Consider the following 17,479-nt stretch of genomic DNA (forward strand, 5'->3'; position numbering starts at 1 on the left):
CGTTCACTCTCCCACCCCCAGGGGTTCACCGCTGAGAGCACCCACTGGACAGGCACTGATGCATATCCTGCAGGAGATGCACTTTTCCTGGAAGAACTCCCACCTTGAGGCGCTTACGTTTATTGCAAGGGTGGGGCAGACCCCAGCACAGCCGCCGCAGAGGTAGCACCTGTCCTCGTTAACCACGACCCTTATTTTCTCCGGCATATTCGACACCGCCGAGCTTTTGTTTCAGCTTTTTCTCGTCGATTTTGATGGTTCCGTCTTTTATTATTAACGGTATGAATCTGTCCAGTTCCTGGGCCTTCACGAGAACCTCCCGCTCCTTGAGGTTAAGCCTGTCGCTCAAGTCCTCGATAGTGGCTTCGCCAGCCAGCAGGAGGTAGTGGAGTATTGCGAGCTGGGTCATATCGCCTATCTCCTGGAGATAGCGCTCTTTGATCTCCTTCATAAGCCTGTCGCGCCTGCTTTCCACCGCCTGAAGCGCCTGGAGTATCTTTTCGAGTTCTTTCTGGAGATCAAGGAAGGAGTTTACCATTCCGAGAAGGCTCTCGTGCTCTATGGGTATGCGGGTCAGGTCAATCTCTGCCTTCTCGAAGGAGAAGTCCCCGAGGTCAAGCCCCCTGTACCAGAAGAGGTTCGGCGTCACCGTCGTGACGTAAGTCTTGGAGATCGCTATGTTGTAGTACTTCCTGGCCGGCCCTATGAACGGCCCTTCTCTCTCGTAGGATTTGAGTATCCCTTCGCGCTCCATGATTTTAAGGTGTTTTGCCACCGCCGTTGAGGACACGCTAACCTTGCTGCTGAGGAAGCTGAAGTAGCACTCGGTGCAGGTGAGGTGGCTGAGCAGGTCGCGCCTCACCTTGTTCCCCAGTATGTAAAAGATGTCGGGTTCACTCATGACCTACACCACCCAAATCTGTGACGCAAAGCTTATATAGTGAACATTCAACCTTAGGTTGCAAACCGGAGTTTGAATCCTACGGAGAGATTGTAATCCAATCGTTATAAACCTTATGTGGAGGTGTTTGGAATGGGATTGATTAGCGACGCGGACAAGAAGGTCATCAGGGAGGAGTTCTTCTCCAAGATGACCAACCCGGTTAAGATCATCGGATTTATAGGAAAAGAGCACTGCCAGTACTGCGACCAGCTCAAACAGCTTGTCCAGGAACTCGCGGATCTGAGCGACAAGCTCACCTACGAGTTCCACGACTTCGACAGTGAGGAGGGCAGGAAGCTCGCCGAGCAGTACAAGATCGACCGCGCTCCGGCCGTCACCATAACCCAGGACGGCAGGGACATGGGCGTCAGGTTCTTCGGCCTTCCGGCGGGACACGAGTTCGGGGCGTTCCTGGAGGACATCGTTGACGTCAGCAACGCCACCACCGACCTCATGCCCGACAGCAAGGAGGAGCTTGCCGAAATAGACCGGGACGTCAGGATACTCGTCTTCGTCACCCCGACCTGCCCGTACTGCCCGCTCGCCGTCAGGATGGCCCACAAGTTCGCCATTGAGAACGCCAAGGCCGGCAAGGGCAGGATACTCGGTGACATGGTCGAGGCCATCGAGTATCCGGAATGGGCCGACCAGTACAGCGTCATGGCCGTTCCTAAGATAGTCATCCAGGTGGACGGCGAGGACAAGGTCCAGTTTGAGGGTGCCTACCCGGAGAAGATGTTCATGGAGAAACTCCTCGCGGCCCTCAGCTGAGGGCTCTTAATTCATTTTCTCGGTGGACATCGTGAAGTTGAGGTTTTTGACATCTCTGCTCACAGCCTTTGGGTTCTATGCTCTTGGCTATGTGATGCGCGGCGTTGTCAGGCTTTACAATCCCGGGACATTCTGGGGTGACATGATAACAGATGCCGCGATGTTTCTCGGCGTCTTTCTCCTGGCATGGTAGGCCCACCTGAGACTCACGCAGAGGAAGGCAGAAAACTGATGGACATGTAAATGTCAAAATAGTCCCCATTCTCCCCTATTTCACGGAAAAGTTATAAATCCCCCTGCCCAGCCTATGGTGGGTGAAGCGATGGCGCTCAGGATAGGCGGAGTTAACGTTCTTTTCACCGGAGAGCTTGATGATGGCTTTGAAGATGGCTTCAGGGGACTTTTTGCAAGGCGTTACCTGCCTGACGTGGACGAAAGCTCCGGCGACCCGGAGGTTGTAATCGAGCGCTTCAAGGGCGACAGATTCAGGGTCTTTGGGGCGATTTATGACGTCTCCGGCGTTGACAGGTACAAGCTTGAGGCAGGTGTGCCCTCCGCCTACGGCAACGAGGCGCCGATTTTCTTCCTGCTCCAGGCCGCGGCAAGGGCGGGCATGAAAAAGGGCAGGATATTCCTCACCGATTCCGTGTCCATCGTGAGGCCCGAGGGGGGAGCGGTTCTCTTCATCGGCTACCCCCACAGCGGGAAGAGCACGATGTCGGCTCTGGCCCTTGCCAAGGGGCTGACGGTTCTCAGCACTGAGAACACCGTTATAGAGGTCCGGGACGGAAAGCTTTTTGTAGTGGGGGGAACCGATGTCCTAGTCTATGACCCTAAGGTTGAGATTGTTCACCACCTGCGGATCCCTCACGACACCCAGACGAGGAGCGGCTACAGGATAACGGATCTTTCGGGCGATTCAGAGCGGAAGAGGCTCCTCAGGAAGGGCGTTGAGATAGAAAAAATAATCGTGCTTCACGCGGCCTTTCACTGCTCGGGTGCAAGTTTCTCGGTGGTGAAGGGGAGGAAAGTCAGAAAAACGCTCTGGTACTTCTCAACGGGTCTCATGAAGGGCCTCGACTACTACGAACCTATGCCCCTCCACGTCCCCATGACCGACGAGATACAGACGAACCTGCGGGAGTTCCTCAGGGTCGCCTCATCAGCGTACTCGGAGCGGATGTTCGAGGCCTTTGGCGGCCACGGCGAGATCTTCGAGCGCTCCTTTGGTATGCTGCTCAGATGACCCTCCCTGCCGGGCTTCTCAACTTTCAATTCTCCTAGAGTCTTATTGCGGGGGGACGTTCCGTCCCCCACCCCCTCGAACTTAAACGCATGAAACACCTAGGAATTCCCCTAGAGTCTTATTGCAACTGGGGCATCGAACCCAGCCCGTTACAGCTCCTCGGCGTTTCAATTCTCCTAGAGTCTTATTGGAACGAACAGCCTTTTTCTCAACCACGCGGCCGACGATAGTCTTTCAATTCTCCTAGAGTCTTATTGGAACCGCCGCATGTCTCGGGAGTTGTCGCGCTGATTCTACCTTTCAATTCTCCTAGAGTCTTATTGGAACCTGAATTTGGGGTTTTTGAAGTTTGTACGAGAACCTAAAATACTTTCAATTCTCCTAGAGTCTTATTGGAACAGCAATCACCGCTAAAGTGCATAAACCGGCGTGGTTATCTTTCAATTCTCCTAGAGTCTTATTGGAACGGGAGCGCATGATTGAAAAGAAACCGCTAATAGCACCTGCTTTCAATTCTCCTAGAGTCTTATTGGAACGCGGTGGCTAGGCTCATGCACTTGGGTCTAGTGAAAACTTTCAATTCTCCTAGAGTCTTATTGGAACGGAACATGAACCTTGAAGAATGCCGAGAGTGGTTGACTTTCAATTCTCCTAGAGTCTTATTGGAACTTCACGTTCGAGGTTACTGTGACGATTGTGGGGTTCCTTTCAATTCTCCTAGAGTCTTATTGGAACGCTTTTCTGCTCATCGGTGGTCTAACGAGAATTCTACTTTCAATTCTCCTAGAGTCTTATTGGAACAGTTATCATTTCAATGGTATACCATACAAAGACTTGACTTTCAATTCTCCTAGAGTCTTATTGGAACAGGCTGGAATTTCCTCCCATTTGCCCAATAAGCCTCTAAAACACTCCCAATATTTAAGTCTTTCTGGAAACCGCTGGAAAGGGAGTCATGAGAAGGCTCAAAATTCGAGATTTTGCCGGGGAAAATATTGGCAAAAACCCTTGAGGGGACTCCAAAGATGCCATGAACAAAAAGGTTCAAGGGATCTCCCGAATGTCCAGGGGGCCTTAAAGCCTCAACGCGATATTTAGCAGATATTAAATAGGAGAATAAACAGTTTTAGCAGGGTTCAAGCCTTAATGGATCCAGTACTTCCTCAACCAGACATCTCGAAAAAATTTCGTTACAGTATGATGGGAGAAATGGAACAAAAAGTGGCAATAATTAGGGAACAAAAATTTGGTTTCTTGGGCCATCTGAGGGGAGCTTTTTGAGTCAAACAAGCAGATGAGAACGATAAACCCAATTGGAAAAACCTGGGCGTGATAGAGCCGAAACCGTTAAATTTCTGAGCTCCGATTTGTTCCGGGTGGTGGCGTGTACATAGTAATCGTCTACGACGTGAACGTGAAGCGCGTCAATCACGTCAAAAAGTTCCTGCGCCAGCACCTCCACTGGGTGCAGAACAGCGTCTTCGAGGGGGAGGTAACGAGGGCGGAGTTTGAGAGGATAAGAGCCGGGCTGAGGGAGATAATTGATGAGGACGAGGATTCGGTGGTAATCTACCGCCTCCGCTCCCGGCCCTTCAGGGAAATTTTAGGGACGGAAAAGAACCCCATAGAGGATATCATTTAGACTCGACGGCAGTGCAAATTGGTCTGAAGATGCAGCCCTCACATTCTCTATCTCCATATCTTGGTTTTATCCAGAGGGGGAACCGGCCCGCCTCAAGGTCTCTCACTCCTTTAATGACCACTCCCGCCCGTTTTATGAACTGGGAAAATGCATCTCTGTCCCTCTCCACGGGAAACGGCCGGAAGTTCAGCCCATTCCTGTCGAAGACGTAGACGTACCCCTTCTCCTTCCCCATCATGTTGAGGTATGCATTCAGCTGTTCCCTCGCGAGCTTTGGCGCCCATTCCATTTCTTCCAGACTGTTCGGCCCGTTTCCGTCCACCCCGAATCCCCGGAACTTGAACTCTATCGGGTAGTCACCTTTAAGGGCGTCCACCCTTCCAACGAGCTTCCAGCCGTCCCCGAGAGGATACTCGACCGGAACTTCAAACTCAACGTCATCACCTTCCAGGACATCACCCAGCCACCTGTGGAGCACCGTTCCAACGAGCATTTCCCCCGTTCGCTCGTACTTGAACGTTCCGAGGTACACCGATAGGGCCGCCTTGCGGAGGCAGAAGCTCAGGCTGGTCACCCATATTTTCCTCTCGGGCGTCTTTCCGGTTATGGCGTTCTCAATCTTCTGGTTGAGGTCGAGGATTTCGTCGGGATATTCCATTCACACCGCCTCTACCATCCCAAAGCCGTGAGCGTTCCTCATTCCAAGCCCCATGTCCAGACAACGCGGAGAAGTTCTTCATCTCCCCGCATTCTGAACTCGAAATGCCAGGCGCGGACCTTCGTATACTTCCCGGTTTTATCATCGCGCTTGATTCTGAACATCTTGCTCCTCACGCTTTTTGGAAAAACCTCAATATCAAAGTCCCCATCGTAGGGCTCCCCATAAACCATGAGGTACTTGGACTTGAGGTTTTCAAAGACCAGTTCCCTCCACACGGTAGGCTCGTCGTCGAAGGGGCTGTTGGGCTGGCCAACCGGTGAGAGGTCCCAGCTCCTGAAGCCATTTGGCGGACTGTTGTGGTAGACGTTCACCGGCGATAGGGTTCTAAAGCGCTTTCCTGAAAACCTGGCGGGGGCTTTCTTTGGCCTCGCTTCTGCCCACAGCAACTTTCTCCTGCCGAGGCTTAGTCTTCCGGCGCCTGTAGCGAGGCCGTTTACCAGAGCTTCCAGAACGGGCCAGGCTGCCGATCCAACAAACAGTTTAACCCTGCCGGACTCAACGAGGAGGCCGTTTTTTGATGCTTTTGTTTTTCCGAGCGGAAGGAGGCGCGAGGCGACGAACTTTATGTCCCTCCTGTTGTTGTGGATTCTCTTCGCTATTAGTGGATCGCCGAGTTCTATCGCGTGGACTATGAGGGAGTAGAGGGGCCGTGGATAGTTGTAGGGGATGAGGAAAGGCTCCTCGAAGTGGAGGAGGAGTTCAAGTCTCATCCATGAACGCCTCCATTCCCTCAACGACGCTCTGGGTAGGGGTTATTCCCGCTCTCTTTGCAATCCTCAATCCCTGATAAAGTCCCTCCGGCCTGTCGTTCAGAACCGCGTCTATGATTGCTATGACGGCCTCGCTTTCCTTCCTGAGGAGTGCGTCAAAGAACCTGACGGTGTAATAAGTGCTTCTCCTCTTCAGCTCCCACAGGAAGTCCATGAGCTTCCCGATGTCCTCCTCACCGTAGGAGCGTATCGCTTGGTTGTTGCCGTCTCTCTCAAGGGTATACGACCTCATGATGAGAGACTTTCGCGTTACCGTCTCTATGGCACCCAGACTTTCGGTGTGGAGGAGATGGTAAAGGAGCGCCAGCCTGCGGTTCGAGAGGTAGTCCATGCTCCCCTCGTAGTAGTGGGGAAAATGCTCCTTCAAGTCCTTTAAGGCCAGCAGTTCAACAAGACCCAGGCTCTCCTGCGGGGCAACCTGATAAATGTGCACCCACGTTCTGTTGCCCTTTCCGTACCTAACGTAGGGCGCGTAGTAGTGGAACCCGACCCATGCAAGGGCATAACTCAGGGAATCGATTTTCAGAGGATTGCCGCCCTGAATACCCATGTGTTTGGGAAGAAACTTACCAGCAGAGGGCATGAGGGTTATCGGTACAGGGTACCTTCTACTGGTCTTTTTGTTGGCCACAATCTTTTCAAGAACTGTTGACAGTCGCGAGGGAACACTGTCCCAGTAGGCATTGTTTATATTGGCTCCTGCACTGAAGTCAGCGTCGCTTATGACTTTGCCCCCCTCGCGGGAACTGTAGTTGCCGAGGGCATAATGCAATGAGAGCATCTCCTCCAAGGCACTTGCAAGACCTTCCTCAAAGTCACCGTTGCCCTCGACGGTGTAGTAGCCTCCTCGAGCGGTTCCCTCTGGGATGAGAGTAACTTCCTCCGCCCCGCCTCGGACAAGGGCCTCAACGTAGCCGTAGGCAACGTAAAGGTCGAAGACCTCGTCGATGCCCGGGGTCGGGTAAGCCTTCACTCAGACCACCCCCAACCACTCGGCTTCGAGAACTTCCGCGAACTTTGGGGTTTCACCCTCCCTTTCCTCTGCTCCCTTGTAATCGCACAGGACGAGGGGAATCAGCAGGGCACCGACTATCAGCCTGAGCCTTCCAGCATCTGGGAGGTGGCGCGCCCTTACGCTCAGCTCCACCACAGCCCTGACGACCTCATCTGGAGACGCACTGAGAACGGTAATCTCAACGCCGAGGTGCTCCCTGAAGCTGTTTTCCAGGAATTCGTTTAGCTCCGGAACCACTCCGTCGAAGTTCTTCAGCCTGTCAAGGGCAACCTCTGCCGACAGGGAGTCCCTGTCAAGGTTAGCGACTTGTCCCATGAGTATCGGCTCGTGATGGAGCATGACGACGAGCGAGCCAACGAATGCTGTCTTTTCATCAAAAATCTGGGGGAGTATTTTCAGGGCGTAGTATGCGCTCACCAGCTCGTGCCTGAAGCCTGAGAGTCTGGCTTTGCCCTCGAGGTAGTCCTGGTAAAGTTCCGCTCCCTTTCCCGAGTCGTGGAGGATTATCAAAGCCTTCATCAGCCTGTCCGCATCTTCCCTGCTCAGCTCAACGCCCCAAGCTTTCATTGCCCTTATTATCGAGGGTATGTACTTCCCCTTAACACTCTCCCAGGCATTCAGCATGGCATTCACGTGTTTTCTGAGGGTCTGTCCCTGGAAGGCAAGAAGGCTCATTCTCTCACCCCCATAAAGTCGAGCAACGTTGCCTGTGCCGTTTTTCCGGGATTGTTCCTCCACCTACTCCCGGGAGAGATGTCTCCAGCATCGTCTTCTTTGGAGGCCTGTTTCACTTTCGTATTCTGCTCCTGGCTCATTCCACGCCAGAAACCCAGCTCAGGGCTATAGTACTCACCCGACACGGCATAGATGGTGAGGGCCTTAGGATTCCTATCACTGGTCTTCTCACAAACCCACTCGTAACGCTCCTCGTTCGCATTCCACCTCCTAACGAGCTTTCCTTTGATGCAGTCCTTTATATTCTCCCACTGAGCTTTTAGCGTGGAGTGGCTGACGCGGATTATCCTGTTTATTTCAAACTTTGACCTTCTATCGCAGTTTTCATTGCCGTTGAGAACATAGAGCATCGAGTACAGCTCCGGTCTTGAACGTAGCTCGTATTCCGGTGGCGCCGAGAAGAGCTTGAGCTCACGGAAGTAAACGTAGGCCGAGTGAAATTCCCTTGGCGTTAGATTGTTGGCGTAGTGAAACCTGTAAACCCTGTCGAGGGCCTCTCTGGCTTTTTCAACGTCGTAGAGGTACTGTCCCAATGAGCCAAGTTCATCGTGGCTGAGGAGTAGCACCAGCGGGTCGTACGGGGCCGTGTCGTAGGGAACAATAAGAAGATTTCCACTTGGTGATTTCTTTCTTTTTTTGTTTTTGTTACGTTTTTTGTCGTCGTTAGTAAGCTCTTTAACAGTTCCCGGAATACCCACATAAACGTCCTTACCATTCCCACTAGGCAGTCTGACTATCCTGTGACCCAAGTTAATTTCCCTGTTTCCAGATTTATATTTACTTGTCAGTTCCACAAAGAGCTCCTGGGAATCCAAGATATTCCCTAAGATATCAGAGAAACCCTTGACTGTGGGGAATTCCTCGAACTCTATAGTCTCAACGAGCACTATCGCCCTGCCTTCCTCTCCCTTCCTCCTCGCGCACCTGCCTATACGCTGAATGAGGGCATCTAACGGAGCTATGTCCGTTACAACCAAGCCAACGTTCGGCAGGTCGAGGCCGGCCTCAACGACCTGGGTCGCCACGATGAGCCTGGCGTTATCAATAGCCTTCTCTTTCTCCTTTCTGTCCCCTGCGGTGAACCTGCCGTGAATCAGGAGAGGCTCCACTCCAAACTCCTCAGATAGCGTTTTCAGCTTAAGGTATGCAGACACAGCCCTATCAACGGTGTTCCTGACCACGAGAACCTTTTTTCCACCTTCAAGGGCATTTTTTATCTCGTCAAGCACGTCATCGAGCGTCCCCTCAACGACCTGAACGCTCACTTTCCCCCTCTCGGGCTTCCTGCCATCGTCCGGCTTTACCGTGACGATTTCAGACCCCCTGGCAATCATTTCCCTTAGCTTGGTGGGAATGGTGGCGCTCATCACCACTACCGGAACGTTAGCCTTTTCGAGCGTTTCAACCACGAGCGAAAGGAGCCGGGGCATGTACAAGCCCTCGTCCTGGTACATCTGAACCTCGTCGAAGACAACTAGGCTCTGGGCTATTGCTCCAGCGGGAAACGTGAACCTTTTGCCAACGGTTCTGTGGGCTGCTAAACCATACAGGAAGGCGTCCCACGTGGTGACGATGACCCAGCCGAGGAGTGCGTGGGTTGGCTCAAGGCCGTACTCGACTGTTACAAACCTTTCCGCGAGTTCTTTGGCCTCCTCCTCTGACTTTCCCCTGAGATTCAGAACCTCAGCCAAGAGTTTCCTAATTCTCTCGGCCTGCTTCTCCACCAGGGACCTCGTGGGGAGGACGTAGATTAGCCTCGAAACCGCCCATGTTCCGTTGTATACCTCCGTTAAGAAGGGTATCACTGCCGCTTCTGTCTTTCCTCCGGCTGTGGGCACCTCTATCACGACTTTTCCGCCATTGGACATGGCATTCTCTATCTTTTCCCACGCCGTGAGCTGGTAGTCATAGGGTTCATAGCCGGTTATGAGCCTGAAGAGCTCCCCTGGGCTTAGTTCCCCGGAATCCATATTCCAAACACCTCCCCATCAAGTTCAATGGCCCCCTCAACGTCGGGGACTTTTGCTGTTCTCTCGTAGTAGACCACTCTCTTCTTCCGCCTCTCCTCGATGGGCAGGTAGAAGACCTCCTCCCGCCTGCTTCCATAGTCTGGAGACACGAGCATCGTTTCCGTGGAGATTCTGACGGCACCGCCACTCTGCACCTTCTTGGTTAGGGCATTTGAAATCTCTCCATAAGGAGCATAAAACGCCAGCGGGGCACTGTTCTTTAGGGGTTTAACGAATCCAGCCCACACTACCGTTGAGAGGCTCTCGGTGTCTCCGAGGGTGTCAATCAGCATCGCGGCCCTCAGATAGAGGTTTTTCTCCTCCTCGGTGAGGTTCTTGAAGATGTATGCCACGAGCAGTTCCTTCGTAAAGACGTATTCCCTTCTCATGGCGTCGTCCTTCTCTGGCTTTGAGCCTTTCTCAAGGTTCCTCAACCTCTTCAGCAGGAACGCGGTCTTAACCATTGGTGTCAATGGGGCTACCCCAACGGCCTTGGCATCTACCAGCTTCTCATCGAGCTCTTCAACGGCTTTTCTGGCCACGTCGTCAAGATTTTCTCCATCTGCACCCCTCAGTAGCACGAGCCCCCTTGCAAGGGCACCCTTGAGGGCCGAGGGAGAGGGGAGTATCAGTGATGTCCTCACCTGGAACGAACGCCTGGCGACGGAGTAAAAGGGAAAGCGAAGGCGCACGAGGAGGACGTCCATTCACCCCTTCCCCCCGCTGGAGCCGTTGTCGAGCATTTCAATGAGCTTATTGACGAGCCCCTCAACCGAAGAAACCTTTTCAGCATCTTCTACGAAGTCCGTGTTGTGGGCGAAGGCCTTGATGTTGAACCCCAGTTGTCTGGCGTTCCTTACTATCGCTCCGCTCGCCTCGACGTAGTCCTCATAGAAGCCGTGGACGAGAGCGGGGATTGGCTCATCGCTCGCCACCGCTATGAACTCCTCAATCTTGATCAGCGGGAAGGAGCGCGCGAGGTTCGCACCGAGGTAGCCGCTGAGCATTGGAATTAGGGCCTTAAGGGCGCTCTCTATTCTAGCCTCGCGCTCCTTATCATTTATCACGCTACCCCCAGCGGTATTGGACTGGGGAACGCCAACGAGACCGAGGTCGAGAACGACCGAGAAGCCGTAGACACCGGTGGTGTACTCCCTGCTGAATATCATCTGGGCGGTGTCATCTCTGCTCCCAATTGCGCCATTTTCGTTCACGTCCACGCGGTTGTGCTTTACAGCGCTTATGAGTCTCTCGCCCTCAACGGCCCTGATGAAGTCCTCCGTGGGAACTATAAAAGACGTTTTAACGAGCGAGACCCTTCTAACCCCGGTGTTCGGGGCAAGGAAGCCGTGAACGTCCGCATCTGCAAGATTGGCTATGATGTCACCCTCATTCCTCAGTTCAACCTCCGTTCCGTCTGCCTTCCGTGCCCTCGTTTCACCCTGCCCGAACCTCGTCCCGTTGTACCTTAAGGCCCTCTCGGTGAGGTTGTCCTTGAAGGGTGTCTTCCTGAAGTAATCCACGAAGCCGGCGAAGTGCCAGTGCTTCACCATGTTGCCGGTAATGGCTGGAACCTCAACAATAGCCCAGCCGCTGTCGGTCTTAACGGTCACCTTCGCCTTGGTGACCTCCACGTAGTTGCTCCCACCACCGCCCTGGGCGTTGAGGGAGTGGGCGTTCAGCCTAACCCTACCGCTTATCCGGACGTACATCACTTTTCACCCCCGTTGGAGTTACCCTGCCCCTTATTGGGGCAGTGGTTCCAGTATGCGAAGGCCCAGAGGGCCAGTTTAAGCGCGAGGGCACGGAGTTCTCTCGGCTTGTCAGAGAGTTCCTTTACCTCATCCTCAAGGGCCTCGATGTCCGCTGGAGAAGGCTTCCAGAAGTTGCACCCTTTCTCCCGAGCCTTCCTTTCAAGCTTTGGAGCCAGGCGAAGGGCTTTGTACACGTTTTCAAGGAGCTCCTCTCCAGTCCGGGCCTTGGCGATTCCATCGACGATATCGTAGGCGTACTCCTCGAAGTTCTCATCAACCAAATAGCTCAGGTACCTACCGATGTTCTTAACCCAACCATCCATAGGGAACACCGTACTAATGTGCTGCGGAAGCAATATTTAAGGATTATTCACGAAAGTTAAGTTAAATTTATTAATTATTGGGTCGAAAACTCTTGGGGAGTGAGATGAGGTACGTTGTCACTGTAGGGGAGCACATCAATCATATCTTCCAGAACGGAGAGCTCATGCTGCCTGAAAGAATCAAGAATGGGAACCCTAAAATCAGCAGTGCGGTCGTGCTTTACTCTGTACGGGAAGACACCACCAAGGAATATCGCAAAAGGATACTCTCCAATGTGCGGGAAGCGGAGGAGAGATTCAAAAGCTTGAGAATTCCCGTGGTTGTAATTGAGATCGGGGAGCCCTACCGGTTTCAAGAGAGAATAGAGGAGTTCAAGAGGCTGATAATCCCCGAAACAATAATAAACATCACCGGCGGGAGGAGAATAGTCGGATACGAACTTCTGTACGCGGCTGTTCTCGTCAGAAACGAAAATCCGGATGTAATAAAATCGGTTTTTTACGTGACTGAAAAAGGTGATGTTATAGAGTTCCCGGTTGTAGATCCGAGGATCCAGCTCACCCCGTTGGAGCTCCAGATTTTAAGGATTATCCAGGATCATTCGAGAGAAACCGGGCGGCCAATGAACCTCACGGAACTTAGAAACAGACTTGAATTCATCAACGACTCAACGTACTCACTGCCATTTATAAGCGAATACGTCTCTCGTCTGGAGAGAAAAGGCTACGTCAAGAAAGAGAAGAAGGGACGAAAAAGGTTTGTAGTGCCCCTAATCTAAAACCACGCCACCAATGGTTCGTACTCCTTAACTCCAACGAGGTGCTTGATGCGCTTGTATGCCTCAAGGCGGATAAGCCTTTTCTTCGTCACGTTCTTCTTAAGTTCCGGCTGAGTCAGGCTTTAGCCAATTCTCCCTCCCATCAACCTTCACCATCCCGAAGCCGATCGAGTTCTTCTCCCCGAAGCCCGCTAGGTAGCCGGCTTTAAGCAGGCCTTCATCGCCCTTTGCGCGGAAGACAAGGTGCCACGCCACCTGAAAGATGCCCGGCTTCACCTCGAAGCGCTTGGGCTTGGCGTTGAGGACTTTCATCTTGAAGTCCTCCGGCGGATTGGTTCCGTAGATGTGGAGGTACTTCTCCCTCAGGTTCTCCCGGATAAGCTCGTAGAACTCCGGCTCCGATGGGCTTAGGTCGTAGCTCCTGAGCTTTCCAAACTGGAGCCTCCTGGTCGTCACCGCTATCGGCGAGAGAGTCACGAACTTCCTCCCGCTTAATCTCTCCGGTTCCGCTAAAGACTTAACCTCCTCAACCGTAAAGCGCTCGCCCCAGAGCTCGACCTCCGGTTTCTGGAGCAGACCAGTAATGAAGGCCTCCGCCACCTCTGGAACGGCCGTCGAGAAGTAGAAGAAGCCCCTTCCATGTCCCAGGAAATACGGCCGTCCCTTTTCGAGGTCCCGCCTTTCTGCCATGAATAGCGAGAAAGTGAAGAGCTTCGGCACCTTCGGTGAGTGGAGGCGAAGGCTCAGCTCCGGGTTAACCCGCTGGATCCTGCGGTAGATCAGTCCCTGGAGCTTGTGCTGGTGGTTGAAGGGGACTTTGAACGGCTCATTCTCTGGCCGGAGTCTTATTGCAAACCTCAAGGTACCACCCCATTATGATGCAGCGTATGGCAAAAATAGTATGTTTCTGGGTCTTATAAGGCTTTCTCCGTTGAAGAGTACGCGTAAATTTAACACAATGTTCCAGGCGATAAGAATTGAAAGGGGTAATTCACCCCCTCGAGAGTTCCACAAAGTCCCTCCAGTCCAGGACATCAACCTCCTCCGGTTCGGTGCTGAGGACTGATCTCTCGGGCACTATCAGAAACCTTCTCTCCGCATCAAGGCCGGCAAGTTTATCCTCCACCTTCCTGATTTCTCTCCTCGTCAGTTTGCCCTTCCACTTCACTTCTCCCACCAAGGCCAAACGTTTGTGTCTCCTCAGGGCAATGTCAACCTCCAGCTCGGGGAGAGCGATTTTAACGGGCTGAAGGGCATGGAGCCTGGCCAGAAACCTCTCGAAAAAGACCTCCATGTAGGACGGCATCCTTTCCCGGAGGTGCTGGGAGATGCTCTTTTCGGGCAGGCCCGTCTCAAAGAACCCGTACTTGGAGTTCAGATAAAAGGCAAAATCGACCACCGGGGAAACGTGCCTGTAGTGATAGCCCTTCCTCCGCTTCCCGTGGAGGAGGACTCTTTCGAGGAGCCCCATGTTCACAAGGGTCTCAAGGTACTGGCTAACTGTTCCGGGGGAGTTCTTATCGACGAGGCCCCTTGAAAACAGCTCCGAGGCTATTTCTCCAGAGGTCCTTTTGCCGTCAGCAACAGCCTCAAGGATGGCAAAATAGCGCTGGCTTAGCTCCTTGTCTTCCTCAGTGAATATCTCGCCCGTCAGGCTCGGCACGTAGTCTTTTAAAAGACTCCCCAGCACTTCAAAGGTTTTCTCCTTCATGGTCCCCACGGTCTGCGCCAGCCAAGGCTCCTGAACGAGGCACGCCAGCTCCATTAGGGTTTTTCCCTTTATTCCAAGGCTGGCAACGTATGCCACTGCATCTCTTGGATCAACGAGTCCCACCTCCTGCAGGTGGAAAAGGCCAATGAGTGGGCTGTTCTCGTCGATGAAGCGCCTGAAGTAGTGTCTTGTTGAGGTTATAAGCGTCAGTTCTCCCTTTCCGGAGAGCCCCTGGAGCAGGGAGAAGAAGGGCTCGTCCAGCCGGTGGAATTCGTCAACAACAACGCGGCCGCTTTGAATCATATACGGCAGGAGACGTGTAAATTCGCTTATCGTTAGCTCTTCACCGCTTTCAATGTCCACTATGCTTCTTCCCCGGGTTACAATGAAATACTTTGAGTAGCGTCCCCTCTCCCTGACGTAGAAGGTTTTCCCGGTTTTTCTCCGCCCGTAGAGCAGGAGCCATCTAATCCCAAGGACGCGATCCAGCTCTCGCCTTTGTATAATGGCCATTAGTATAACCACCGTTATAATAATGGCAATTATAGTTAAAAACCTACCGGTGGGGAAACTCTCAAGATCAACTGCCGGCAGGAATTGCAGAAGAGAGAAAAAGGGTCAAAAGCCCTCAGAGAAGCATCCTGGCATCGACGGCAACGGCGCTGTCCTCGTAGGCGAAGATCGGGTTGATGTCGAGCTCCTTGATCTCCGGGAGCTCAAGAGCCAGTTCGCCGACCTTGGTGATTATCTCGGCGAGGGCCTCGATGTTGACCGGCTTCTCGCCGCGGGCTCCCGCTAAAATCGGGTATGCTTTGATCTCCTTTATCATGTCGAGGGCTTCCTCTCTGGTTATCGGGGCGACGCGGAAGCTGACGTCCTTGAGGATCTCGACGAAGATTCCACCGAGACCGAACATTATAGCTGGACCGAACTGCGGGTCGCGGATCATACCGACGATGACCTCTTTGCCGAGCGGGAGCATCTTGTAGACGATGACGCCCCAGAGGTCTGCATCGGGCTTGTAGTTCCTGGCGTTCTCCATGATGGCCTTGAATGCCTGCCTGGCTTCATCATCGCTCTTGATGTTGACCTTGACACCGCCGGCGTCGCTCTTGTGGATGATCTGCGGGGAAACGATCTTCATGACGACAGGGTAGCCGATCTCCCTGGCAAACTGAACGGCCTCCTCCTCGTTGGTTGCAACTTTAAAGTCCGGAACCGGGACGCCGTAGAGCTTGAGTATCTCTTTCGCCTCGGGCTCGACGAGCGGCCTGTTTTCGGCCTTGGCCTTCTCAATGATTGCCCTAGCCTTCTCAATCCTGTCCATACCAATCACCTCATAAGCCTGACAGTTCTCAATCCGGCCGGGGGGTTAAAAGGGTTTCCATTTGCAAACCTTTCGTTTCTTTCGCTTCTAACGGCTTTGAAGCGATGTCCGGGGTATAAATACTCCAAGGCCCAAGGTGTTAGTGGTGATTGGGATGAATCGAAAGATTATTGCTGGCATTGGAGGAATTCTGGTGGTAATTCTGGCGATTTTTTCCTTCCAGGGCGGTAAGGCATCTCAGGTAGATATGACAGTTGTGCTGTACAATTCTGCCAAGATAGGCGTCGTTGAGAAGACTCTGGAGCTTGAGCTGAAGGAGGGCATGAACGAGGTCCCGCTTGAGGAGCTGGCCGGGCTCGACATAGCCGAGGTCACGATAAGGCCGCTCGACGGGGGCGTTCACGTCCTCGGGGTCTTCAGCAGGGACTCTAAAGACGTTTACAGCGCCAATATCGGTAGCGAGGTCGAGGTCAGGCTGGGGGGCGGAGAGACCATAGCCGGAAAGTTCCTCGGCTTCAGGAACGGAAAGATAACCATCGAGGGGGACGGATACTACCTCATAAACCCGAACGAGGTTGCTTACTTTAAAGCTAAGAACCTTGAGGGAAAGGCGAGCGTTTATGCCGTCCTTCAGGCTGAGAAGGCAGGAAAGTACAACGTGAGCATCATCTACCGCGTTGCAAACATGAGCTGGGAGAGCAGGTACAAGCTCTACATAGGCGATAAGGCAAAGCTCTACGGCTACATAGTCCTCAACAACCCGACGGCTCAGGGGTTCAGGGATGCAAAGATTCTCCTGGTTGCCGGCGACGTCCAGCTGTATCATGCTCTGCCCCAACCGGGGGTTCTCTACACGATGGCGGAGAAGGGAACCGACCAGATCGAGGTCGGCGAGCCGGAGAAGGTAGAGGCGTTCTACCTCTACAGGCTCGGTGTGGCAGACATCAACCCGGCCAGCACGATGATGTATCCCTACATAAGCTTCGAGGTTCCCTTTGAGAGGGAGTACCTCTACGAGAGCTGGCCGTACAGCAGGGAGGGGCCGGTCTACGAGTCGATATCCTTCAAGACGGACAAAGTTCTTCCGGCCGGGATCGTTGAGATATACAGGGAGACCGACGACGGGTCGCTCCTCATCGGTGAGAGGGCTATAGGGCACACTCCCAAGGGGGACATGCTCAGAATAGGCGTCGGCAGGGACTATGACCTTAAGGGCACAACAGCAGTGCTTGAGCAGAAGAGCGGCGAGGGCTACGCATACTACAAGATCAGGATAACACTTGAGAACTTTGGAAATGACGCCAAAACGGTCATAGTCAGGCACTACAAGTGGGGCAGAATTATCAGTTCAAGCCTTGAGCCGATGGACGAAACCCGGGACTACGTTGAGTTCAAGGTTGCTGTTAACCCCGGAGAAAAGAAGGAGATAGTCTTTGACTACGAGAACCGCTATTAGCTCTTGCGGAGCGTTACCTCGAACCTCTTCTCTCCCTTTGTCACGTCGAGCACGAGGCTCTTGTCGTAGTCCACGAACTTTGTGTTAAGTATTGCGTAGCCCTCGCTTTGAAGGAACTCTGCCACTTTGAGGCCCAGGTCGTCGAAAAATTCGGCCGCCATGGTTGCCATGCTCGGCTCCTTTATGCCGAGCTCATCGTGATAGCGCCTGGCCAGCTCAAAAACATCCATGGTCACCACCGGATATAGTACTCACAGGGGGATAAAACGGTTGCGGT

At 53.1% G+C, this 17,479-nt stretch carries 20 protein-coding genes, 1 pseudogene and 1 CRISPR repeat array; of the genes and pseudogenes, 6 read left to right on the forward strand and 15 right to left on the reverse strand.

Annotated elements, in window-relative coordinates:
- Positions 1–3: 3 nt before the first annotated feature.
- Both A3L14_RS03730 and surR read right to left on the reverse strand, forming a co-directional pair.
- Entirely contained in the window at positions 4–207 is a 204-nt protein-coding gene (locus A3L14_RS03730; RefSeq protein WP_055429013.1) for a DUF362 domain-containing protein, read from the reverse strand.
- Complete coding sequence (surR, locus tag A3L14_RS03735) at positions 179–901, reverse strand: sulfur metabolism transcriptional regulator SurR (protein ID WP_055429012.1); 723 nt, start codon at positions 899–901, stop codon at positions 179–181. Before surR ends, A3L14_RS03730 begins: the two co-directional genes overlap by 29 nt.
- Before the next feature lie 132 nt (positions 902–1,033).
- Here surR and pdo point away from each other — a divergent pair, with 132 nt between their 5' ends.
- The 4 genes from pdo to cas2 all read left to right on the forward strand — a co-directional run bounded on the left by pdo (position 1,034) and on the right by cas2 (position 4,602).
- Positions 1,034–1,714: a protein disulfide oxidoreductase gene (pdo, locus tag A3L14_RS03740; RefSeq protein ID WP_055429011.1), complete on the forward strand. Its 681-nt coding sequence runs from the start codon at positions 1,034–1,036 to the stop codon at positions 1,712–1,714.
- Between the two features lie 31 nt (positions 1,715–1,745).
- Positions 1,746–1,907, forward strand: a complete 162-nt coding sequence (locus A3L14_RS11645; RefSeq protein WP_157628429.1) for a hypothetical protein — start codon at positions 1,746–1,748, stop codon at positions 1,905–1,907.
- A 129-nt stretch (positions 1,908–2,036) separates the two neighbouring features.
- Entirely contained in the window at positions 2,037–2,960 is a 924-nt protein-coding gene (locus A3L14_RS03745) for a hypothetical protein (protein WP_055429010.1), read from the forward strand.
- Between the two features lie 22 nt (positions 2,961–2,982).
- A CRISPR array of direct repeats spans positions 2,983–3,828; the repeat unit is 30 nt; unit sequence CTTTCAATTCTCCTAGAGTCTTATTGGAAC.
- 516 nt (positions 3,829–4,344) lie between these two features.
- Complete coding sequence (cas2, locus tag A3L14_RS03750) at positions 4,345–4,602, forward strand: CRISPR-associated endonuclease Cas2 (RefSeq protein ID WP_055429009.1); 258 nt, start codon at positions 4,345–4,347, stop codon at positions 4,600–4,602.
- On the opposite strand, the gene A3L14_RS03755 is transcribed toward cas2, so the two are convergent.
- From A3L14_RS03755 to A3L14_RS03790, 8 genes are read right to left on the reverse strand one after another with little or no spacing between them, the layout of a single operon-like run.
- Complete coding sequence (locus tag A3L14_RS03755) at positions 4,595–5,260, reverse strand: CRISPR-associated protein Cas4 (protein ID WP_055429008.1); 666 nt, start codon at positions 5,258–5,260, stop codon at positions 4,595–4,597. The two genes, cas2 and A3L14_RS03755, sit on opposite strands and share 8 nt — an antisense overlap.
- Before the next feature lie 38 nt (positions 5,261–5,298).
- Entirely contained in the window at positions 5,299–6,033 is a 735-nt protein-coding gene (locus tag A3L14_RS03760) for a CRISPR-associated endoribonuclease Cas6 (protein ID WP_232473405.1), read from the reverse strand.
- Positions 6,023–7,066 (reverse strand): type I-A CRISPR-associated protein Cas8a2/Csa4, encoded by a 1,044-nt coding sequence (cas8a2, locus tag A3L14_RS03765; RefSeq protein WP_055429007.1) that lies wholly within the window; start codon positions 7,064–7,066, stop codon positions 6,023–6,025. The genes A3L14_RS03760 and cas8a2 overlap by 11 nt, the downstream gene beginning before the upstream one ends.
- Positions 7,067–7,783 carry a CRISPR-associated endonuclease Cas3'' gene (locus A3L14_RS03770; protein ID WP_055429006.1) on the reverse strand — a complete coding sequence of 239 codons (717 nt, stop codon included), beginning with the start codon at positions 7,781–7,783 and terminating at the stop codon, positions 7,067–7,069. It lies immediately after the preceding gene.
- Positions 7,780–9,813, reverse strand: a complete 2,034-nt coding sequence (gene cas3, locus A3L14_RS03775; RefSeq protein WP_055429005.1) for a CRISPR-associated helicase Cas3' — start codon at positions 9,811–9,813, stop codon at positions 7,780–7,782. Before cas3 ends, A3L14_RS03770 begins: the two co-directional genes overlap by 4 nt.
- Entirely contained in the window at positions 9,795–10,559 is a 765-nt protein-coding gene (cas5a, locus tag A3L14_RS03780; RefSeq protein WP_055429004.1) for a type I-A CRISPR-associated protein Cas5a, read from the reverse strand. Before cas5a ends, cas3 begins: the two co-directional genes overlap by 19 nt.
- The gene (gene cas7a / locus A3L14_RS03785) at positions 10,560–11,564 is read right to left on the reverse strand and encodes a type I-A CRISPR-associated protein Cas7/Csa2 (protein ID WP_198300100.1); all 1,005 of its coding nucleotides are present in this window, start codon (positions 11,562–11,564) and stop codon (positions 10,560–10,562) included. It abuts the gene before it with no gap.
- A complete protein-coding gene (locus A3L14_RS03790; protein ID WP_055429002.1) occupies positions 11,564–11,929 on the reverse strand; it encodes a hypothetical protein in 366 nt (121 codons plus the stop codon). Before A3L14_RS03790 ends, cas7a begins: the two co-directional genes overlap by 1 nt.
- Positions 11,930–12,033: 104 nt before the next feature.
- On the opposite strand from A3L14_RS03790, the gene A3L14_RS03795 reads away from it, so the two are divergent.
- Positions 12,034–12,708, forward strand: a complete 675-nt coding sequence (locus A3L14_RS03795) for a winged helix DNA-binding protein (protein WP_055429001.1) — start codon at positions 12,034–12,036, stop codon at positions 12,706–12,708.
- Here A3L14_RS03795 and A3L14_RS11650 read toward each other — a convergent pair.
- The 4 genes and pseudogenes from A3L14_RS11650 to A3L14_RS03810 form a co-directional block, all read right to left on the reverse strand.
- A pseudogene (locus A3L14_RS11650) lies at positions 12,705–12,809 on the reverse strand (type I-B CRISPR-associated endonuclease Cas1b); the annotation flags it as partial. The gene A3L14_RS03795 and the pseudogene A3L14_RS11650 overlap by 4 nt on opposite strands.
- Entirely contained in the window at positions 12,808–13,569 is a 762-nt protein-coding gene (gene cas6 / locus A3L14_RS03800) for a CRISPR-associated endoribonuclease Cas6 (protein WP_055429000.1), read from the reverse strand. The pseudogene A3L14_RS11650 and the gene cas6, both read right to left, overlap by 2 nt.
- A 130-nt stretch (positions 13,570–13,699) precedes the next feature.
- Positions 13,700–14,944 (reverse strand): AAA family ATPase, encoded by a 1,245-nt coding sequence (locus tag A3L14_RS03805; protein ID WP_232473406.1) that lies wholly within the window; start codon positions 14,942–14,944, stop codon positions 13,700–13,702.
- A 103-nt stretch (positions 14,945–15,047) separates the two neighbouring features.
- Complete coding sequence (locus A3L14_RS03810) at positions 15,048–15,746, reverse strand: acetate--CoA ligase family protein (RefSeq protein WP_055428998.1); 699 nt, start codon at positions 15,744–15,746, stop codon at positions 15,048–15,050.
- A gap of 154 nt (positions 15,747–15,900) precedes the next feature.
- Here A3L14_RS03810 and A3L14_RS03815 point away from each other — a divergent pair, with 154 nt between their 5' ends.
- Entirely contained in the window at positions 15,901–17,202 is a 1,302-nt protein-coding gene (locus A3L14_RS03815; RefSeq protein WP_055428997.1) for a DUF4139 domain-containing protein, read from the forward strand.
- On the opposite strand, the gene A3L14_RS03820 is transcribed toward A3L14_RS03815, so the two are convergent.
- The gene (locus tag A3L14_RS03820; protein WP_055428996.1) at positions 17,199–17,432 is read right to left on the reverse strand and encodes a hypothetical protein; all 234 of its coding nucleotides are present in this window, start codon (positions 17,430–17,432) and stop codon (positions 17,199–17,201) included. The two genes, A3L14_RS03815 and A3L14_RS03820, sit on opposite strands and share 4 nt — an antisense overlap.
- Positions 17,433–17,479: the final 47 nt, after the last annotated feature.

It is taken from the genome of Thermococcus thioreducens (genome assembly GCF_002214545.1).
Taxonomy (GTDB): Archaea; Methanobacteriota_B; Thermococci; order Thermococcales; family Thermococcaceae; genus Thermococcus; species Thermococcus thioreducens.